General features: G+C 62.3%; 15 protein-coding genes, 1 tRNA gene and 1 pseudogene. 6 read left to right on the forward strand and 11 right to left on the reverse strand.

Features of this window, described 5'->3' with window-relative positions; translation table 11 throughout:
• The first annotated feature begins 145 nt into the window (after nt 1–145).
• Together IP91_RS09985 and IP91_RS09990 are read left to right on the forward strand one after the other, a co-directional pair.
• Complete coding sequence (locus IP91_RS09985) at nt 146–1,489, forward strand: MFS transporter (protein WP_371860611.1); 1,344 nt, start codon at nt 146–148, stop codon at nt 1,487–1,489.
• A gap of 82 nt (nt 1,490–1,571) precedes the next feature.
• Nucleotides 1,572–1,922, forward strand: coding sequence for a translation initiation factor Sui1 (locus IP91_RS09990; RefSeq protein ID WP_145648831.1), 351 nt, complete (start codon nt 1,572–1,574; stop codon nt 1,920–1,922).
• A 521-nt stretch (nt 1,923–2,443) separates the two neighbouring features.
• Here the strand turns inward: IP91_RS09990 and IP91_RS09995 are convergent.
• The 7 genes and pseudogenes from IP91_RS09995 to IP91_RS10020 form a co-directional block, all read right to left on the reverse strand.
• Nucleotides 2,444–3,133, reverse strand: coding sequence for a hypothetical protein (locus IP91_RS09995; protein WP_145648832.1), 690 nt, complete (start codon nt 3,131–3,133; stop codon nt 2,444–2,446).
• Nucleotides 3,134–3,314: 181 nt separating this feature from the next.
• Nucleotides 3,315–4,007 (reverse strand): hypothetical protein, encoded by a 693-nt coding sequence (locus IP91_RS10000; protein ID WP_145648833.1) that lies wholly within the window; start codon nt 4,005–4,007, stop codon nt 3,315–3,317.
• Between the two features lie 179 nt (nt 4,008–4,186).
• The gene (locus tag IP91_RS10005) at nt 4,187–4,858 is read right to left on the reverse strand and encodes a hypothetical protein (protein ID WP_145648834.1); all 672 of its coding nucleotides are present in this window, start codon (nt 4,856–4,858) and stop codon (nt 4,187–4,189) included.
• Nucleotides 4,859–4,889: 31 nt separating this feature from the next.
• Nucleotides 4,890–5,492 (reverse strand): imm11 family protein, encoded by a 603-nt coding sequence (locus IP91_RS10010; protein WP_145648835.1) that lies wholly within the window; start codon nt 5,490–5,492, stop codon nt 4,890–4,892.
• Nucleotide 5,493: 1 nt separating this feature from the next.
• Entirely contained in the window at nt 5,494–6,177 is a 684-nt protein-coding gene (locus IP91_RS10015) for an AHH domain-containing protein (protein ID WP_158643120.1), read from the reverse strand.
• 22 nt (nt 6,178–6,199) lie between these two features.
• On the reverse strand, nt 6,200–7,420 hold the full coding sequence (locus IP91_RS26005; RefSeq protein ID WP_158643121.1) for a hypothetical protein: 1,221 nt from the start codon (nt 7,418–7,420) through the stop codon (nt 6,200–6,202).
• A pseudogene (locus IP91_RS10020) lies at nt 7,417–10,367 on the reverse strand (type VI secretion system Vgr family protein). Before IP91_RS10020 ends, IP91_RS26005 begins: the two are co-directional and overlap by 4 nt.
• 241 nt (nt 10,368–10,608) lie before the next feature.
• Here IP91_RS10020 and IP91_RS10025 point away from each other — a divergent pair.
• On the forward strand, nt 10,609–13,179 hold the full coding sequence (locus IP91_RS10025) for a chemotaxis protein CheW (RefSeq protein WP_145648837.1): 2,571 nt from the start codon (nt 10,609–10,611) through the stop codon (nt 13,177–13,179).
• Nucleotides 13,180–13,219: 40 nt separating this feature from the next.
• Here IP91_RS10025 and IP91_RS10030 read toward each other — a convergent pair whose 3' ends face one another.
• Nucleotides 13,220–13,780, reverse strand: coding sequence for a YdeI/OmpD-associated family protein (locus IP91_RS10030; RefSeq protein WP_145648838.1), 561 nt, complete (start codon nt 13,778–13,780; stop codon nt 13,220–13,222).
• An 87-nt stretch (nt 13,781–13,867) separates the two neighbouring features.
• Entirely contained in the window at nt 13,868–14,971 is a 1,104-nt protein-coding gene (locus tag IP91_RS10035) for a PAS domain-containing sensor histidine kinase (RefSeq protein ID WP_145648839.1), read from the reverse strand.
• 302 nt (nt 14,972–15,273) lie between these two features.
• Here IP91_RS10035 and IP91_RS10040 point away from each other — a divergent pair, with 302 nt between their 5' ends.
• Nucleotides 15,274–16,407 (forward strand): sensor histidine kinase, encoded by a 1,134-nt coding sequence (locus IP91_RS10040; RefSeq protein WP_229474234.1) that lies wholly within the window; start codon nt 15,274–15,276, stop codon nt 16,405–16,407.
• Nucleotides 16,408–16,584: 177 nt separating this feature from the next.
• Nucleotides 16,585–18,159 carry a sensor histidine kinase gene (locus tag IP91_RS10045; protein ID WP_158643122.1) on the forward strand — a complete coding sequence of 525 codons (1,575 nt, stop codon included), beginning with the start codon at nt 16,585–16,587 and terminating at the stop codon, nt 18,157–18,159.
• Between the two features lie 105 nt (nt 18,160–18,264).
• On the opposite strand, the gene IP91_RS10050 is transcribed toward IP91_RS10045, so the two are convergent.
• Together IP91_RS10050 and IP91_RS26010 are read right to left on the reverse strand one after the other, a co-directional pair.
• Nucleotides 18,265–18,349, reverse strand: a tRNA-Leu gene (locus IP91_RS10050).
• Between the two features lie 179 nt (nt 18,350–18,528).
• On the reverse strand, nt 18,529–18,900 hold the full coding sequence (locus IP91_RS26010; protein WP_158643123.1) for a response regulator: 372 nt from the start codon (nt 18,898–18,900) through the stop codon (nt 18,529–18,531).
• A gap of 415 nt (nt 18,901–19,315) precedes the next feature.
• On the opposite strand from IP91_RS26010, the gene IP91_RS10060 reads away from it, so the two are divergent.
• On the forward strand, nt 19,316–20,257 hold the full coding sequence (locus tag IP91_RS10060; protein ID WP_145648842.1) for a LysR substrate-binding domain-containing protein: 942 nt from the start codon (nt 19,316–19,318) through the stop codon (nt 20,255–20,257).
• Nucleotides 20,258–20,276 lie beyond the last annotated feature (19 nt).

The raw sequence follows: 20,276 nt of genomic DNA on the forward strand, positions 1-20,276 counted from the left end.
GCAGTTGCGGGAGGCGGATGGTCGCGCCTCCGTAGTTTTACGGAGGCGGGGGCGCCAGTCTTGCGGATGTGCCGCCGCGCGCCCGGCGGGAGAATGGAATTTCCGCATGGGGATATCAAGCGGAATTCCAAACAGAGGAGACACCATGAACACAATGACCGGCAATCCGGCCCTCGGCGCCCACCCGGCCGCCACCGAACGCATCTCCGGCTCGCGCCTGCGCGCCATCTTCGTCGGCTCGGCCGGCAACCTGGTGGAGTGGTTCGACTTCTACTGCTACGCCGCCTTCGCGCTGTACTTCGCCAGCTCCTTCTTCCCGGCCCAGGACCCGACGGCGCAGATGATGTCCACGGCCGGCATCTTTGCACTGGGCTTCTTCGTGCGCCCGCTGGGGGGCATCCTGTTCGGCCACCTGGGCGACCGGCATGGCCGCAAGGTGGCGCTGATGGCGTCCGTGCTGCTGATGTGCCTCGGTTCGCTGCTGATCGCCTGCGCGCCCACCTATGCGACCGCCGGCATCCTGTCGCCCTGCATCCTGCTGCTGGCACGCCTGCTGCAAGGCCTCAGCCTGGGCGGCGAATACGGCGCCAGCGCCACCTACCTGTCGGAGATGGCGGACTCGAAACGGCGCGGCTTCTACGCCAGCTTCCAGTACGTGACGCTGATCGGCGGCCAGCTGCTGGCGCTGTTGCTTCTGCTGGTGCTGCAGAACTTCGTCCTCGATGCGGCGGAGCTGAAAGCCTGGGGCTGGCGCATCCCGTTCTTCGCCGGTGCAGCGCTGGCGCTGGTGGCGCTGCTGATGCGGCACGACATGCCGGAAACGGCGTCGTTCGAAACGGCGCGCCGGAAGGCCAAGCCAATGGGCGGCCTGAAGCAGCTGGCAAAGCATCCGAAGGAAGTGCTGCTGGTGGTGGGCCTGACGATGGGCGGCACGCTGGCGTTCTATGTGTACACCGTCTACATGCAGAAGTTCCTGCGCCTGTCCGTGGGCCTGACGGATGCGCAGACCACGGCCGTCTCGGCCGGCTCGCTGCTGTTCGCGATGTGCCTGCAGCCGCTGTATGGCGCGCTGTCCGACCGGATCGGCCGCCGTCCGCTGCTGGTGGGCTTCGCGCTGCTGGGCACGCTGTTCACGGTGCCGCTGCTGACGGCCATCCGCAACGCCAGCGGCCCGTGGGAAGCGTTCGCGCTGATCGCCTGCGCCTGGCTGATCGTGTCCGGTTACACGTCGATCAATGCGCTGGTGAAGGCAGAGCTGTTCCCGGCCAATATCCGCGCCACCGGCGTGGGCGTGCCGTACGCGGTGGCCGTATCGCTGTTCGGCGGAACGGCCGAGTACCTGGGCCTGTGGTTCAAGTCGGTCAACCTGGAGAGCGGTTTCTACTGGTACACCACGGCCGTGATTTCCTGCACGCTGCTGGTCTGCTGGTTCATGCGCGATACGGCGGCCACGTCGCGCATCGATGCGGAGGAGAAGGGCGCGGAGTAAGGGCGCGGAGAAAGTAAAGGGCGCCGGGTCGCGCAGGGGGCAAGCTGGTAAACTCGCCCCTTTCTCCGTACGGATGTCGAGCATGAAAAACAGCAGCAGCGGCCTGGTCTATTCCACCGAAAGCGGACGCATGTGCCCGCAATGCCGGGCGCCGGTGGCCGCCTGCACGTGCAAGACATCGGTCATCATCGGCGACGGCGTGGTGCGCGTCTCGCGCCAGACAAAGGGGCGTGGCGGCAAGAGCGTCACGGTGGTCAAGGGGCTCGCGCTCGATGCCGTTGCGCTGGCCGCGCTCGGCAAGCAGCTGCGCACGGCATGCGGTTCCGGCGGCACCGTGAAGGATGGTGTGATCGAGGTGCAGGGCGATCACTGCGAGCTGGTCATGGAAACGCTCAGGAAGCTCGGTCACGATCCCAAACGGGCTGGCGGCTGATTGTGTGCTGCAGGCTTACAAGGGGCTTATGGGGCAGCGGGAGTTCCACTCATGCAGATTCATTCGTGCTGTAGAGTCGGAATCCGCCCGGTTCGGAGGAGTGAGGGAAACGAATTCAATTCGTTCAGAAGAGTAGATAAAGATCCGGTAGATCTCGTACGTACCCATTCCGTCATCAAGGTGTGATATGGAAAAATCGATGTGGCCATGGAAATTGTAATCTGCCAGATTTATCTTCAGTTTCTTTTCCGCTTCCACGACAATGGTTTTTCTTCTGGGGCCTTGGGGCCGCAGCAAGTCGATTCTCACCTTCTGACCGTATACCTGCACATGCGCCCTTACGCTGACGGCTGGCGAAAAAACCACGTCCACGTCTTTTGAATAGGTACCCTTTGCCGGGAATATGCCAAATGCACCGGTAAAAAAATAATCGAATTTCTCTTTGTGCTAGTTATCATCGGGCGATGCCCTGTCAGTGTCGGGGATGAGGGCAAGCATAATCAAGTCGGAAGCATCTGCTATCAGGCGTTCTCGAACCCGGCAATGGTGATGAGTCGCGTACCGGAGTCGCGAAAGATGTGGGCCAGACTTTTATGACAGAGCGTATAGGCTTCCTGCGTCTCCCCCATCTTGAACAGAAGTCGCTGGTTCAACGGGGTATCATTCAGCTTTTCTTTATCCAGGCTGTATGCATAAATACTATGAAGGTTGAAGCCGCCCAGCCGGATCGGATCGGGATTGTAATCAGATTTCTTTCTATCCCAGCAATCGAACCTTTTCGGAAATATCAAGAACCAGAAATCTTCGTGCCAGTGATCTTTTTCATCGATATAAACAGATGGGTGCATGAATAGGCCTGGAATTTCCATTGCCAATAATGCGTCACGAAGATGCGTGCGAATTACGAGATTGGTACCGTTGAAAAGGATGTTTGGCATCTGTGTTGTTGGCGGAATTCCTCTCCGTTCTTTGAATTCTCTGGCGCCGTTGAAAAAGAAGAAAGGCGATGAGCCAGGAGGAGGTGGCTGAAAAGAATAATTCCTCTCCACTGTTTCTTCTGTTGCAGTAAGCGAGGGCAGGCTCTCATTTAGTTCTTCCATTATGAAAAAATAATCTTCATCAAAATTTTTCATATTGCTCCAAAATTCCTCGCAGTCTGTTGCCGATTTAAGTGCCGCTTCATCAGGAGCACAGATGATTTCGTTATCCACGTGGCGGCACTTCAAATGCATAATTCCTGTCGACCTTCTCTTCGGTCGGCGTTAAACGATGCAGGCCTTCGTCATCTGCTGGGAAGACTAACCAGTATTCCACATCATATTTGGATAGCATCGAGACGCTTTCAAAAATGTCGAATAGCTATTTTGTCGATAGGGAAATCAGATGCATCCGTTACCAGGCATTCTCGAACCCGGCAATGGTGATGAGTCGCGTGCCGGAGTCGCGAAAGATGTGGGCCAGACTTTTATGACAGAGCGTATAGGCTTCCTGTGTCTCTCCCATCTTGAACAGAAGTCGCTGGTTCAACGGGGTATTATTCAGCTTCTCTTCATCCAGGCTGTATGCATAAATACTATGAAGGTTGAAGCCGCCCAGCCGGATCGGATCGGGATTGTAATCGGATTTCTTTCTGTCCCAGCAATCGAACCTTCTCGGAAATATCAAGTACCAGAAATCTTCATGCCAGTGATCTTTTTCATCGATGTAAACAGATGGATGCATGAATAGGCCTGGAATTTCCAATGGCAATAGCGCATTGCGAAGATGTGTTCGAATTACAAGATTAGTGCCATCGAACAAAATATCCGGCATCTGTGCTATCGGTGGAATTCCTCTCCGTTCGTTGAATTCTTTAGCGCCGTTGAAAAAGAAGAAAGGCGATGAGCCAGGAGGAGGTGGTTCAAAGGAATAATTTCTGTCGACTGTTTCTTCTGTTGCAGTAAGCGAGGGGAGGTTGTCATCACGCTTCTTCATCACGAAAAAATAATCTTCATCAAAAATTTCCATATTAATCAAAAATTCCTCGCAGGCTGTTGCCGATTTAAGTTTCGCTTCCTCAGGAAGCACAAATGATTCGTCATCCACTGGCGGCCCTTCGAATGCTTAATTCCTGCCAACCGTTGCTTCGATTGGCGTTACATGAGGCAGCCTTCGTGATCTGCTGGCAAGACTAACCAGTCCATATTATATTTGTATACCATCGAGTCGCTTTCAAAAATGCCGGATAGCGATTTAGTCGATAGGGAAATTGGAAGCATCCGTTACTAGGCGTTCTCGAACCCGGCAATGGTGATGAGTCGCGTACCGGAGTCGCGGAAGATGTTGGCGAGACTTTTATGACAGAGCGTAAAGGCTTCCTGTGTCTCGCCCATCTTGAACAGGAGTCGCTGGTTCAACGGTGTATTATTCAGCTTTTCCTCATCCAGGCTATACGAGTAAATACTATGAAGGTTGAAGCCGCCCAGCCGGATCGGCTCGGGATTATAGTCGGACTTTTTTCTGTCCCAGCAATCGAACCTTTTAGAAAATATCAAAAACCAGAAATCTTCGTGCCAGTGATCTTTTTCATCGATATAAACAGACGGATGCATGAATAGGCCTGGAATTTCCATTGCCAATAGTGCATCACGAAGGTGCGTGCGAATTACGAGATTGGTACCGTTGAAAAGGATGTCTGGCATCTGTGCTATTGGTGGAATTCCTCGCCGTTCTTTGAATTCTCTGGCGCCGTTGAAAAAGAAGAACGGCGATGAGCCAGGAGGAGGTGGCGAAAACGAATAATTCCTGTCGACTGTTTCTTCTGTTGGAGTAAGCGAGGGCAGACTGTCATTGAGCTCCTTCATTACGAAGAAATAATCATCATCATAAATTTTCATATTATTCGAAAATTCCTGGCAGTCCATTTCTGCTTTACGTATCGCAGGTATTGTTGTCATCCAAAGTTCTGATGACTGTTGATGTAGCTCGTCAATAGTCGGGAACTGGAATCAGTTTGCTTCCGGGGGACCTGAAAATGCCGGCTATGCTTTGATGACACATCAATACGGCATCCTGGGCCCCGCCCAGCTTGAAGAAAAGACGTTCCTTGAGCGGCGTTCTGTCCAGCAGTTCCTCACTCAAGCTAATCTTTTCGATTTCGTAGAGCTCGAACCCCCCTATCTCCATGGGGTCATCATCGTAATCCGATGCTTCCTTATCCCAGCAGTCAAACCGTTCTGGTATACAAACAAACCAGAAATCTTCGTGCCAGGTACCGTCGTCATCCATGAACACAGCTGGATGCAGCTCGAAGCCGCTGGCGTCAAGCTCAAGCAATTCCTTGCGCACCCGGTCCCTGACAATGACATGGTTGCCATTGAAAAGCACGTCAGGCAGGTCTTTGATGACGTCAATGCGCTTTTTCTTCTGGTAGTCACTCGCGCCATTGAAGAAGAAAAATGGTGCGGATCCACGAGGCGGCACTTCAAACGCATAATTCCTGTCCACCGTCTCTTCGGTCGGCGTTAAACGCGGCAGGCGGTCGCTATTCGCCGGATCGATTACGTAATATTCTTGGTCGTATTTACTCATTTCAGCGTCCGGGTTTCAGGGTGAAGGGGATGCTGCTTTCGAAGGAGATGGCCTCTTCCTTTTGGCCAGTACCTTGTTTGTTCCCGGCATGGTGGCGCTTCACGGGGCAGGCTTCGCCGGGGCGATGCAAGCCGACCGAATCGACCCCGCCACATCCAGTCAGGCTCCCGGTGGTAAAACTGGCCGCGATCGAAGTCAGAGGCAACTTTGCAGGACTGTTCTGGATCAGTTTTGCCAGTCTGGCGCTGAGTTTATCAAGGTCCTGTTTGATCTGATCGTTACGATGATCCGCGGCGCCCTTGCATTCCTTCGCAAGCGGCAACTGCAAATCGGTCAGGCGCTTGGCGACGACATCGTGATAGGTGATGGGTTCATTGTCATCGTCGTAATCGTCCTGGTCCACAGCAGCCGTATGATTGCCTCGATGCGGCTGAACCCCGAGATAGCATGCCCCCTGAAGCGTGCATGGGATGAAGGCGAGATTCATCAAGTTATTGATGTCATAGCCGAATTTTTCAATTTTCTTGCCCAGATTGGTGCGTTTCATACCCTCACCCGAAATGAGGTGATGGGCCTGCATTTTGACGCCGTGATGGCGGGGATGCGCTTTATTGTGTTCGATTGCAGTCTTGATGGTTTTCAAGTACTTGCTGTCCTTGGAGGAGTTGCCAAGTTTCAGGGGCATCAGGATTGTCCTCAATTTGCGGTCAACGGTACTCCACCGTGCCCGGCCGGAACCGCGGTGTCTCATGCTGCGTACTGCCGCACAGCCGGCATTTCTTGTCCCGCTTGATCGATTCCTTCTTTGCCTGCAATGTCGTCTTGGTCTGCCCGCGGACCACGAGATTCTTGCTGCGCGCCTGGACCAGTTTCGCCCCCAGGGTGTGAAGCTCATCCACCGCGGTCGACAGGTCTTCCAGCGCGCGGGTGAACGACTGGATGGCGGCCGTTGCGCGCTTGATCTTGCGGTTCGCCGTGACCACTTTCGCGCTGCTGGCGGCGAAGCGGGCGACCAGCGTCGTGATGCGGGCCGCCGCCGCAGTGCCGGCACTGAGCAGTGCCGTGACGATCAGCATCACCACCTCGATCATCAGGTAGGCGCCGCCCTTGCCGGCGGCATAGGCGTAGAAGTTGGGCGGAATGGCTTCGATCATCAGTCCCATATAGGACAGGTAGCTGAGCACGCTGTCATGGTCGGCAATGATCTCCAGCACCACGGGAAAGTTCGGGTCGTTGCGGATTGCCTTGGCCAGCTTCGGATCGATATCCATCAGCACCGTGTCAACGAAGGCCTGGATCGGGCGTGGCTGCCCATTCGCGATGAGGACCGGCAGGTTCAGGATCGCGTCGCGGTGCTTGAAGATCTTGCGGGCCTTCTCCACGGTCTCGAGGACGGTATGGCCCGTGTCCTTCAGCGCCTGTCCCGCGTCGCGCAACTGCTGCAGTTGCTGCTGGCCGATTTCCTCCGCGCCGGCAGTGATGGCGCGCTGCCACCAGGCCCAGTTGTACAGCGTGTCTTCCGGGTGCTCGATGTGCTTGTTCAGCTCTTTCTGCAGCAGGCCGTAGCGACGCGATGCGTAGCTGCCCAGGCGGTCATAGGCCGTGCTGGCGGCATCCTTCACCTTGCCGCCGAGGTCCGTCCACAGCTTTGCCGAAAACAGTTCCATCTGGTCGTCGAGCCAGTCGGCGCCGCCGGCATTCAGGCCTTCCCGGGCACTGGTGAGATAGGCGGTCGCCGGATCGCTGTCCCACTGCGCCTGGAATTCGCTCATTTCGTCGGTCAGCGTCAGGTAGGCCGCGTGCAGCCGCTGGACGATGATCTCGCGGTCCTCGTAGATTTCGCGTTCGGTGACGGTGGTGGTGGTGGTCACGAGGACCGCACCGTCCTTGGTGGCTTGCAGCCGTTTGGTTTCGGATGTTCCGGTCATGTCTTTTTCGGTGACTGGTTGATGGGCACCTTGTCCGCCAGCGTGCTGCCATCGACCTTGAACTGCAGGCCCTGCACTGGCCACGGCGTATTCCATGCATCGTCGTACTGCGCTTCCAGTTCGACCCAGGTGTTCTCGGCGCGGGGCATCACGGGCATCACGTAATCGGTCCGGGCCGGCCCGTCGAAATGCTTCCTGCCGGCGTGGATGGTGATCTTGCCCGGCGCCTGCACGGTGATGTTGCCGCCCTCGATCGTGATGTTCGCGCCGCCCGCCGTCGACAGGCTGATGCTACTGGCGGTGGCCCAGTCCACATGGGCATTCGCGCTGATCACGTTCACGTCGTCGCGCGCCTGGACTTTCAGTGTGTCCGACTGTGCCTGGATGTCGATCGCGTCGCGCGCGGCGGTCAGCTGGACGCCGATGCCCTCGTCGCCCGCCGCCACGGCGCCACCCAGCACGCCGATGGCCTGGCCGGTATGCATGCGCATCTGCGCGCCGCCGATGAACTGGGTGTCGGCGCCGCTCATCAGCGCGATCGTCTCGCCACTGGCCAGCTGCACCGCCCCGCCGGCCGTCACCGCCAGGCCGGCCTGCGCGCTGACCGCGATGAGCTGGTCCGTCACGTGCGGCAGCTGGCCATCTCCAGGCGCGGTTTTCTTCTCCTTCGCATCCGCCTGCGCCGCATCGAGTCCGGTGTCGGCCACCATGCCGGACAGCGCTGTCAGCGTCGCCTGCAGCGGCGCGGCCTTCGCATCGAGCATGCTGCTGCCGACCTTTGCCGGACCGAGGTGGCTGGCCAGTGCGACTGTCTCGTGCGTTGTCGCGGCGGTGCTGAAGGTTTCGGCCAGCTTCACCGCCTGTTTCAGCAGCGCGATGCCGGGGGCGTTGTCGCCGGCCGGGTCGCGCGCCTCGGCGCCGTGGCTGGCCCGGTAGCTGGAGAGCAGCAGACCGGCGCCCGCGCGTACGGCGCCATACGCATCGGTGCGCAGCTCCGCGCCCTGGCCGCGCAGGCTGCCGCGGTAGTTGTCCGCGCTGTGGATCAGGTGGCCCAGGTTCAGCTCCGTGGCGGCGTGCGTGGAGCGCAGCTGCACGCGGCCCTGCGCGTCGGTATCGTCGAACAGCAGCTGGTTGTAGCCGGCGCCGCCGAACTCCTTGGTGCGCACGCCCCATTGTGTGGCGCCATTGCGGTGCCCGGCATCGTCGCCGGACGCGCCGTGCCACACGGGGCTGTTGCCGCCGGCGAGATTGCCCTGCGCGGAGACCGTGTGGTCGGCAGCCGACGCAAAGGGTGACGACGCAAAGGGTGACGACGACGGGGACGCTACCGGCTGTCCGCCCGGGGTAGGCTCGATGCCGCCTTCGCCCTGGCCGTTGTAGAGCGTGCCGACGACGATCGGCCGGTCGATATCGTTCTCGATGAACTGCACCAGCACCTCCTGGCCGATGCGGGGCAGGAACTGGCTGCCCATGCCGCCGCCGGCCGTGCGCTGCGCCACGCGCACCCAGCACGTGGCATCGCCCTGGTCCTGCCAGTGGAAGCGGATGCGGATGCGCCCCAGCGCATCGCAGTACAGTTCATCGGCGCCGGCCGGTCCTCGCCGTTCGCGCCGATCACGATGGCCGATTGCGTGCCGTGCGCGGTGGGCCGGGGATGATTGCGGCCGTCGCTGCCGGGCAGTTCGGGGCGCCAGGGCACATCGGCGGGAACCGCCTCGAAGACATTCGCGTAACCGCTGCCGCGCGCCTGTTCGATGACCAGCGCCAGGTCGCCAGGCGGCACGGTGGCGTCGTACAGGGATTCCTGCAGCAGTTCCGGGATGGGGCCGAACAGCTCGGCCAGGCCCTGCACGACCGGCGCGGGCAGGTTGTTCACGCCAACGCTCGTCACGCGCAGCACGGTGTACGACAGGGGGGCATCGCCGGCGCCGGCCAGCGGCCCCTGCGTGACATCGACCCGCGTGCCGGCTGCCAGCGTGCGGACGGTGGAGCGGCCCCGCCACTGGTGGCTGCGCGCCTCGCGGGCCTGCGTCTGCAGGGTGGCGTAGTGCCGGGCATGGGCAGCGGTGGCAAAGGCATACTGGCCCGGCATGTCGTAGCTCTCCAGCGCCGGCAGCTTGCCGAACTGCTCGCGGGACGGCACGCTGGCCGTCACCGCCTGCTTGGCCTTGTAGTCGTAGCTGAGCAGGGTGGTGAGCGTGGCCGTGACGCGGCGGTGGGCCTGCAGCGCCTGGATGGTGTCGCTGCTTTCCAGCGCGCGCGCACCATGGAAGCGGATGCCGCCGCCGGCAGCGCTGCTGGCATCCGCGGGCACCGCCAGCGGCGACGTGCTGTCGGCGAACAGCACGACACGCCGGCCTTCTTCCGTCTCCTCGTAGCGCCAGGCCAGGCCTTCCTCGGTCAGCAGGCGCAGCACGAAATCGAAATCGGATTCGCGGTACTGGCAGCAGTAGCTGCGCGCCGGCACCTCGGCCAGGAAGGCCTGCACCTCGTCGCTCCAGCGCCAGCGTGCCAGCGGCTCGTAACTGGCGAAGACGGCATCGACGATGTCGACGACGGTCAGGTCCTGCCATACCCGGCTGTTGCGCACCTGCGTCAGGCGCCACAGCCAGGGCGTGAGCCGCACACGGTAGCGGGCCAGGCCGCCTTCGCTGCCGAGCATGGCCGCTTCCGTGATATCGCCGGTGAACGCGGTGCGCGTGCCGTCCGCCAGGGTGACTTCCAGGCTGGCCGTCTCGCCCAGCAGGGCGTCCAGATCCACATGGGCACTGGTGGAGAGCACGATCACATCGCGCGCGCCGACATCCTGCACGGCGTCGTCCGCGCAGAAGGCTTCCACCAGCAGGTCGGACACTGCACTGTCTGCCGGTGAGGTCAGCGCATACAGTCTTGTCGTACTGGAGAACTGCGCCAGCGACGTAACAATGGTCCGTACCGTTTGTGCCATGGATAGATATAAAAATGCTAACTTGCCGGCAGTATATTCGCTTATTCCTGGCCGCAGAGCACGAATATGACGTTGGATAACATCGTTTGAAATGCGCCACCAAGAACCGGCAGCGCACCAAATTCAATCATCGCGGTGAGCGGAACACGGCAATACCGTCCGTCCGAGGCGTAAAAGCGCTAATCAGTCTGGCATAAACCTTGCTCAGAAGTTTCTTTTTTATTTGCCACTAAGAATAATCATGTCCACCGCTCCCAGTGAGGTTACCCATCCACTGCGCCGCATGCTGCCTCACATGCTGCATGTCACCGAGAATCGTGAAACGTTGAAGTCGCTGGAGTCCGTCTGGGACGTGCTGAACCTGCTGGGGCAGCTGTCCGGCACCACGACCGAAATGGGCGACACCAAATCCGCCTTCGCCAGCCTCACCGCCAGCCTGCTGCACAACCTGGCGCTCACCACCTACAACAAGCGCGTGCAGGAAATCGCCGCGCAGGCGCAGGTTGCCATCGATATCCTCGTGCGCAACCTGTATGAACGTACGGCCGACATCGGCTTCCTCGCCATGGACGACACCCTGCGCGATTTCGCCGCGGCGGAATTGGCCGGCGGGTCCCCGCACCGCGCGGAAATGGTGGAGCGCCTGCAGTCCTACGTGCGCCTGTACTCGGTCTACCGGGACGTGATCCTGGTATCGCCGTCCGGCCAGGTACTGGCGCGTCTGCCGGACGGGCCGCAGGTCGAATCGATCCAGGATCCCCTGCTGGACGAGGTTCTCGCCAGCAGCGCGCCCTACACCGAAGCGGCGGTACGCAACGACCTGTTCCCCGGCGAATCGCGCAACCTGCTGTATGGCACGCGCGTGCTGCATGAGGATGGCACCGTGCTGGGCGCCCTGTTCCTGTGCTTCGACTTCGAAAACGAAACTAACCGGATCTTCCAGGGGCTGTGCCGCGACGGCGACTGGAGCGTCATCACGCTGCTCGACGACGAGAACCGTGTCATTGCCAGCAGCGACCCCTGGCAGGTCGCGCCGGGCGCCGTCATCGCCGCACCCTATGGCGACGGCCACCTGACGCGCTTCGCCGGCGCGAGCTACCTGACCGCGCGTCACGCGGCACAGGGCTTCCAGGGCTACATGGGGCCGGCGGGATGGAGTGCGCTGGTGCTGGTGCCGCTGGCGATGGCGTTCGAACAGGGCGGGGACGATGACGACGCCGAGGCTGCAGCGGGCACGGATGCGGCGCTCGTGCGCGCCATCCTGCGCAACGGCACCACCTTCTCGCCCACGCTCCAGGCGATCCCCGCGCAGGCCGATGCGATCCAGAAGGAGCTGAACCGCTCCGTGTGGAACGCCAATGTGCGCCAGAGTGCCGCGCAAAAAGTCGCAGTCAATGCCGCGCTCAATCCCGCCTTCTCGAAGGTGCTGCTGGCCGAGATCGTGCGCACCGGCACGCGCATGAAGGAAGTGTTCACGCGGTCGATCAACGACCTGCAGACCATGACGGTCCGCTCGCAGCTGGACGACTGCCAGTTCCACGCTGCGCTGGCGATGAACATCCTGGACCGCAACCTGTACGAGCGGGCCAACGACTGCCGCTGGTGGGCGCTGGACCCGCTGCTGCGCGGCCTGCTGGCGGCCACCGACGCCCCGGAGCGCGAAGCGCAGCTGGGCGCCCGCCTGGCCGCCATCAACGCGCTGTATTCGGTGTACGACAGCCTGCTGCTGTTCGATGCCGCCGGCGTGGTGCTGGCCACCTCACGTCCCGAGCTGGCGCCGCTGGTCGGGCGCCAGCTCGATGCCGGCTGGTGCGCCAGGGCGCTGGCGGTGCAGGACGACAGCTACGTCGTTTCAGCATTCGCCGCCACCGATCTGTATGGCGGCCGCCCGACCTACATCTACAGCGCGCCACTGCACAATGATGGCGGCAAGGCCAGCGGCGGCATTGCCGCGGTCTTCGACAGCGCGCCGCAACTGGAAGCCGTGCTGTCCGCGGGCTTGCCCCGTTCGGCCGGCGCCTTCGCGCTGTTCATCGATGCGGACGACAATGTGGTCGCCTCGACCGATGCGAACCGTGCTGCCGGCCACAAGGCAGGACTGCCCGCGGAACTACGCGCCGCGGCGCTGGAGGGCGGCGCGGCGCAGCTCATCGCACTGGACGGCCAGGTGCTCGCGGTGGGCGGACGGGGTTCTTCCGGCTACCGCGAATACCGCGGCACCGAAGGCCGCGCCGGACAGCGTTTGCTGGCGCTGGTGTGCGTGCCCTTGTGCGCCAACGATGGCCAGCATGACGAGGTTGCCGTCATCGAGGATGCCGCCTTCGTCGCCGGCACCGTGCGGCCCGCATCCGCCGCGGCAGCGCAAGACACGATCGACATCGCCAGCTTCTACGTCGGCTCCTATCTGCTCGGCGTGCCGGCAGCGGCCGTGGTGGAAGCGATCCCGTTCGGCGGCGTGGTGCGCCTGCCGAACGCCTCGGACAAGCTGTGCGGCGCCACCATCTACCAGGGCAGCACGATGCTGCTGTACGACCTGCACAGGGCACTGGGCGTGCCGGCCCGCGGCAAGCGCGAGGACATGCTGACCGTCGTGCTGCAGGGCGCGGGAGGGCGCAAGTTCGGCATCCTCGTCGAACGGCTGGGCGGTATCCCGGTGGTACCGGTGGCCGACATCGCGCCGGTCAGCAATGTATTCGTCGGCATCACGCCGATCCTGGCTTCGGTGGTGAAGTCGCATGGCGGTCCCGGTGGCACGGCGCTGACCCTGCTGGCGGTCGAGAAGATCGCCGAGATGCTGAACCAGGCGGCGTAGGCCAGGCAACGCCAGGGGCGTTACTCCGGGCCTGGTGCTCTCAAGTCAATCGCTTCCCCGCCGCGCAAGCCTGCATCAGCTGCTCGAGCCGCTTGCTGCGCGTCTCCTCGCGCCGGGCCTTCGTGATCCAGTGGAGGAGGGTTTTGCGGTAGCAGGGCGGCGCGGCCTGGAAGTAAGCCCAGGCCGCCGCATCGCGCTGGAAGCGTTCGCGCTCGGCATCGAGCAGCTCCGGCACGTCGCTGCGCTCGTGGGCATAGATGCCGGACTTCGCCTCGCTGCGCAGTGCGAAAGCGGCTTCGCCCGCCGCTGTCATTTTCCCCGCGGCGCGCAGCTGGTCCATCTTGGCGATGTTCACCATGCTCCAGATGGAGGAGGCCTTGCGCGGCGTGAAGCGGATCGAATACGTCAGGTCATCGATGCGGTTGCGGCGACCGTCGATCCAGCCAAAGCACAACGCTTCATCGACCGAGTCGGACCAGCTCATGCAGGGCCGGCCCGAGCCGACCTTGTGGAAGCCGACCAGCAGCTCGGTGGCGCTGGCAGCATGCTTTGCGAGCCAGGCGCGGAAGGCGTGGGCATCGGCGAAAAAAGTGGGCGTCATGCCGGCCATTATGCCGGCAGCAGTTTTCTCAGCGCGCAGGAAAGAGCACGCGAGCGTCCATGGTTCCAGTCGGGCAGGATCGCGTCGTTACGCTGCCGCCGGGAACTGCAAAATGAACGAGCTACCCTCGTTCTCGCCGGCGCTCAATGCGGTGACCTTGCCGCCATGGAGCTCGGCAAGCTTGCTCACCAGCGTCAGCCCGAGGCCCAGGCCGCTCTTCTTGCGATCGCTGGTGGGATCGATCTGCTTGTAGCGTTCGAAGATGCCGGCCAGATGTTCCGCGGCGATGCCGATGCCGTTATCGGCCACGGTCACGAGCACGGCGCCGTTACTGTTTTCCACGCTGACCTGGATGGTGCCTTCGTCGTGCGTGTAGCGGCCGGCATTGCCCACCAGGTTGCCGACCGCCTGGATCAGCCGCGCACGATCGCCATGGACCACGCAGGGATCGGGAGCCAGGTTCATGACGAGCGTGTGGCGTTTGGCGCTCAGTAGCGGCTGCACCTGCTCGATCGCTTCCGCGACGACGGCGCGCATATCCACCGGTTCGCGTTTCAGCGCCACTTCGCCCCGTGCGACACGGTCCAGGTCGACAAGGTCCTCCACCAGTGTGCTCATGTGCAGGCTCTGGCGGGACACGACCTGGCCCAGCTGCAGCAGGCGCGGATCGTCCCGCACCGACATCTGGAGCATGTTCACGGCCATGCTGGCAGCGGACAGGGGATTGCGCAGCTCGTGGGCCAGCAGTACCAGGAATTCATCCTTGCGGCGATCGGCTTCCCGGAGCGCTTCCTGCGCCATGTGCAACTCCGTGATGTCGCGCGAGATCGCCATGATCTCCTTGACGGCCCCCTGCGTGTCCAGGACCGGGGTCACCGCAACATCCCACCAGCGGGGCGCGCCCCTGGCGGTCGGACAGAAGGCAACGAACTGCGAACGCTCGCCGCGCGCAGCCTGCATGACCGACCGTGCGACCAGCTCGCGCGATTCGTCGGGCCAGAGGGTGTCCCAGCTCGTTCGTAAAAGCGCCGACGCATCCGCCAGCTCCAGCACCTCCACCGCACCGGGATTGACCTTCTGGATCAGGCCATCGAGGTCGATGATCTTGATGCAGTCCATGCTGCGCTCGAACAGCTGGACATCCAGTTCGCCAGCGAAGGAAACATAGGTTCTGCATTGATCATTCAACATATTTTGGCTTGTTTGCGACGGGAATTAACGGGACGGAGGAATCTGGTGGCGCGATGCGAAAGCACAAGGCCATTGCGCTGACGACTGATAACGGAGGGAATTCAGGACTGCACAGGGCATTGCCTGAAAGGCAACCTTGTTGGTGAAAATATACAAGCTAGACATGGTAGCAGTTATCGGCCGAGCGAGCTGGCAGCACCCGCCAAAAAGTGACTCGGCGACGCGAATTTTTCACATTGTTGTAGCCCGGACCAGCCAATGCGCTACTCTAGACGTGCCGATCCCACTTTTCCGATGAATTGATGACATTGCGAAACGACCTGGCCAGTGCCCAACCCGGATCATCGGCGCTCGCCGACCGTATGCTGTCGCTCCAGGACAGGGTCTTGGCCACGTGGGCCGAGCGGGTTCGCGCGTCCATTCCCCAGGTGCGCGATCTGCAGCAGCCGATCCTGATCGATACCCTGCCGGTCTTCTATCGCAAGATCGTCGAGAGCGTCGACCCCTGCGATTCGCGCGCCCTGGCGGTGGACGGCAGCACGACGGCATCGGAGCATGGCGGCGAGCGCGCGCGACTCACTTCCTACGACCAGGCGGCACTCGTGGAGGAGTATCAGATCCTCCGCTGGGCGATACTCGATGTGCTGTTCGAAGAAAACGTGACCCTGGATCGCCCCCAGACGCACGCGATCCATGCATCGATCGATGCCGGCATCCGCGAAGCCGTCGGGGCGTTTGCCCTGGTACAGACTGGATTCAGGGAACGCTTTGCCGCAGCCCTGATGCACGACCTGCGCACGCCACTGGGTGTCAACATCGCCGCGCTCGAGCTCATCCTGCTGGCGAACGACGTCACCACCATCAAGGTCGCTGCCGCCAAGGCATTGACCAACGCGGAGCGGATCAACGCCATGATCGGTGAACTGCTCGATACCATGGCATTCCAGGCGGGGCAGAGCGTCCACCTGACGATCACTTCGGTCGACATCCGGGAGGTCATCAAGGAGGTGCAGACCGATGCCATTGCAACGCACGGCCCGCGTATCCGCGTCACCGGCGATGCGGTTACCGGATGGTGGGACCGCCCCGCCCTGAAAAGGGCACTCGAAAACCTGATCTCCAATGCCGTGAAATATGGCAGGCCGGGTGGGCCCATCACCGTCCACACCAGGTCTGCATACGAGCGGCTGCTGCTCTCTGTCCATAATGAAGGCAGTCCGATTCCGCCGCTCGAGCAGGAAAGCATTTTCCAGATGTATTGCCGCTCGCAGAGTGCACAGCGAGGGGTGAAGCAGGGCTGGGGTGTCGGCCTGCCCTATGTCCGCGCGGTCGCGGAAAGTCACGGCGGCAGCATCAACGTCGACAGCAGTGCCGAGCGCGGCACGACGTTCCTGATCGATATTCCGAAGGATGGACGCCAGTTCCAGGTGAAGTGATCGCAGCCGGGCACGCCAGCTGCCCAGTGTGCCTGATCCACTGGGGCCGTCGAACAGTGCGCGACCGAACCGACCATGCGGTGCCCGCCCAATAAAGTGGCAGCACGACGGGTGGCGGAGACTGCCCGAGCATTCAAGCGGCTGCCAATGTCACCTTCCGATTCCTCCTTCCGGGCCATGTTCGACGCCTCTCCCAACCCCTATCTCCTGCTTGACCGGGAGCTGAACATCGCCTGGGCGAACCGTACCTACCTGCTGTCCACCCGGCGCGAGCTGGACGACATCGTCGGGCGCTGGGCCTGGGATGCGTTTCCCACCGATCCGGAGACCCTGAAGCAGGCGGTCACGTCGTTCCAGCGGGTGATCCGCACCGGCAAAACGGACACGATGGCGCTGCTGCGCTTCGACATCCCGCGCCCGGCCGCGGAAGGCGGGGGACAGGAAACGCGCTACTGGAGCATCACCCACAGCCCCGTGTTCGGCGCCGACGGATCGGTCGAGTACGTTCTCCAGCATCCCATCGACGTCACGGAACTGGAGCGCCTGCGCGAGGCCACGCGCGGCGTGGTGCCGCTGGCGCTGGTACCCGAGCAGACCGGCATCTTCGCGCGGGCCCAGGACGTATACGAAACCAATCTCTCGCTGAACGCCGATATCGACCGTCTGCAGATGCTGTTCCAGCAGGCGCCGAGTTTCATGGCCGTGCTGCGCGGGCCGGACCATGTCTACGAACTGGTCAACGATGCGATCACCGAGCTGATGGGCGCCCGCGACTATGTGGGCAAGACCGTGCGCGAGGCAGTGCCGGAGGCGGACCAGCAGGGGTTCGTGGCAATGCTCGACGAGGTGTACCGCACCGGCAAGCCGTTCGTTGCCTACGGCATGCCGGCCAGCTTCCGCCGTGGTCCGGATGAAGCGCTGACCGAATGCTTCATGAACTTCATCTATCAGCCGATCATCGGGCGTGACGGCACGGTCGAAGGCATTTTCGTCGAAGGCACCGACGTCACGGAGCAATACCTGGCGCATCGGAAGGTCGAGGAAACCCTGCGCCAGGAAGCCCGGCACAAGGACGAATTCCTGGCGATGCTGTCGCATGAACTGCGCAATCCGCTGGCGCCGATCGGCACGGCCGCGGAACTGCTGGCGCTCGGCAAGCTCGATGCTGCCGGGATTCACCGCGTGAGTACCGTCATCCGCCGCCAGATCGGCCATATCACCGGCCTCGTCAACGATCTGCTCGACGTCTCGCGGGTGACGCGGGGCCTGGTCACGCTCGACAGCCTGCCCACGCCGATGGCAGCCGTGGTGCAGGACGCGCTGGAGCAGGTCACGCCAATGCTCGAGGCGCGGCAGCATCGGGTGGACGTGCAGCTTCCCGATGTGACGGCTGTCGTGGCGGGTGACCGCAAGCGGCTGGTGCAGGTGGTGGCGAACCTGCTGAGCAATGCGGCGAAGTACACGCCGGATCACGGCCATGTCCAGGTGACGCTCGCGCTGGACGATGCGCGGATCGTGCTGACCGTTACCGACAACGGCATTGGCATGAGCGCGCAACTGCAGGCCAACGCCTTCCAGCTGTTCACCCAGGCCACGCCGACGCCGGACCGGGCCCAGGGCGGACTGGGCATCGGGCTGGCGCTGGTCAAGCACATCGTGGAGCTGCACCACGGAACGGTCGCCGTGCACAGCGCAGGTGCCGGCCGGGGCAGCGTGTTCACCGTGACGCTGCCGCGCCTGCCGCATCCGTGACGCGTGCGATGCGACAGGCGATTGCCGGTGCGCGTGCGAACGGGCGCAAAAAAGCCCGCCATGGAGAGAAACGGGCGGGCTGCTGGACTTCCTTGTATTCGTTCGTGGTGCCGGGAACCGGAATCGAACCGGTACGCCTTGCGGCGCCGGATTTTGAGTCCGGTGCGTCTACCTATTCCGCCATCCCGGCAACGCGACGTGCATTATCACTGATTTGTGCAGGACCGGCAACCCTGCAGAGCTCCCGCTGCGCGCATGCAGCGGCGCGGCGACGAGGCTCGCATGGCTGCCGCTGGCAGTCACGCGGCCGGCATATCCCGCGTGGTTCTGCCCGTGAAAGCGCCGCCGGCACAGGTGGCCATCGACGCCTCACTGTTCGCAATGCGCCAGTGTCGACTGGATCTGTTCCAGGCTGATGGGCTTGCGCACATGCAGGTCGATGCCGGCGGCCTGCGCGCGGGCCGCGGTGGCCGGATCGTTCCAGCCCGACACGGAAACCAGGTAGGCCGAGGCCAGTTCGGCATTCGAGCGGATGCGGCGCGCCAGCTCGAACCCGTCCATGCGGGGCATGCCGATATCGAGGAACACGATGCTGGGGTGGAAGGCCTGCAGCTTGTCCAGCGCTTCCACGCCGTCATGCGCCACTTCCACCTTGTAGCCCAGGCACTGCACCAGCTCGGACAGGGTCGACGCAGCATCGAGATTGTCGTCGACGACCATTATTTCGCATGGTTTGCCCATGATCTTCCTCCCGTTACCCGGCTGGTTTTCCATGGCTGCGCACGAGCCATCTTCTGGTTCCAGTATAAAGAGATGCGGCTTGTCGCCACCAGGCGACAAGTGGGACGGTTTCGCTTGCCGATGTAGGACTGCACCCGGCTCTGCCGCTGCATGCATGGGGGACGATAGGTGTTCGCCAGTTGCAAGCAACCCACATGACGCGCGGCCCGCGCATGCCGGACTGCCAATTTTCCGCCGATCAACAGCTATACTGCATTCACGAGAATCACCGAACGTTCGTGCCAAAACGGAAATGACACCGCCGCAGCACGGACACCGACATTGGACACCTGGCCTGCGTAACGCAGCTGCCACCATGGCAATACCGAATCACGAGAGCGGCACGCGTTCGCGCGCTGCCGATGGCGGAGACCACATGCTTGACACACGTTCCGAACGTTTCGTTCGCAGCTACCTGAAGACCCGCCACATGGTGCTGCTGGTCGAGCTGGGGCGCCATGGCTCGATCATGCACGCGGCGCAGGCCGCTAAACTCACGCAGCCGGCCGCCTCGAAACTGCTGGGCGAGCTGGAACATGCACTGGGCGTGCCCCTGTTCGACCGGATGCCGCGCGGTGTCGAGCCCACCTGGTATGGCAAGGTGCTGATCCGGCGCGCCAGTGCCGCGCTGGCCGAGATGGATGCGGCGCACCAGGAAGTGATGGAGCTGGCGTCGGGCCTGCGCGGCAGCGTGGCGGTCGGCGCCATCCTCACGCCATCGACCACGCTGGTGCCGGCCGCGATGGCCCTGTTGAAGCGGCGCCATATGCGCCTGAACGTGTCGATCGAAGTGGACAGCAGTAAGCAGCTGGTGGAACAGCTGCGCAGCGGCGCACTGGACATCGTCATCGGCCGGATCTACGAGCCGTCCGGCGCCGGTGAATTCTGCTTCGAGCCGATCACCGACGAACCCCACAGCCTGCTGGTGCGGGCCGGGCACCCGCTGCTGGCGGCCGGTCCGCTCGAACTGGCGCAGCTGGTGCAGCAGGCGTGGATCCTGCCGCCCACCGGCAGCGTGGTGCGCGACAGGATGAGTGCCCTGTTCCTGTCGCAGGGCCTGGCCGAACCGGCCGAGATCGTGTCGACGATGGCGATACCCGTCGTGACTTCGCTGCTGATGAGCAGCGACATGGTGGCGCCGATGTCCCTCGAACTGGCCCGGCCGCAGCTCGACAGCGGCGCGCTGGCCGTGCTGCCGTTCGACCTGCACCTGCGCATGGATCCCTACGGTTTCATCACGCGCCGTCACCACCGCCTGTCGCCAGCGGCCGAGGCGATGCTCGGCGCGCTGCGCGAAGCGTTCGGGCTGCGGCGCTGAAGAAGCAGCGCGGGGGCAG

The sequence above is a fragment of the Pseudoduganella lurida genome, assembly GCF_007830455.1.
GTDB lineage: Bacteria > Pseudomonadota > Gammaproteobacteria > Burkholderiales > Burkholderiaceae_D > Rugamonas > Rugamonas lurida.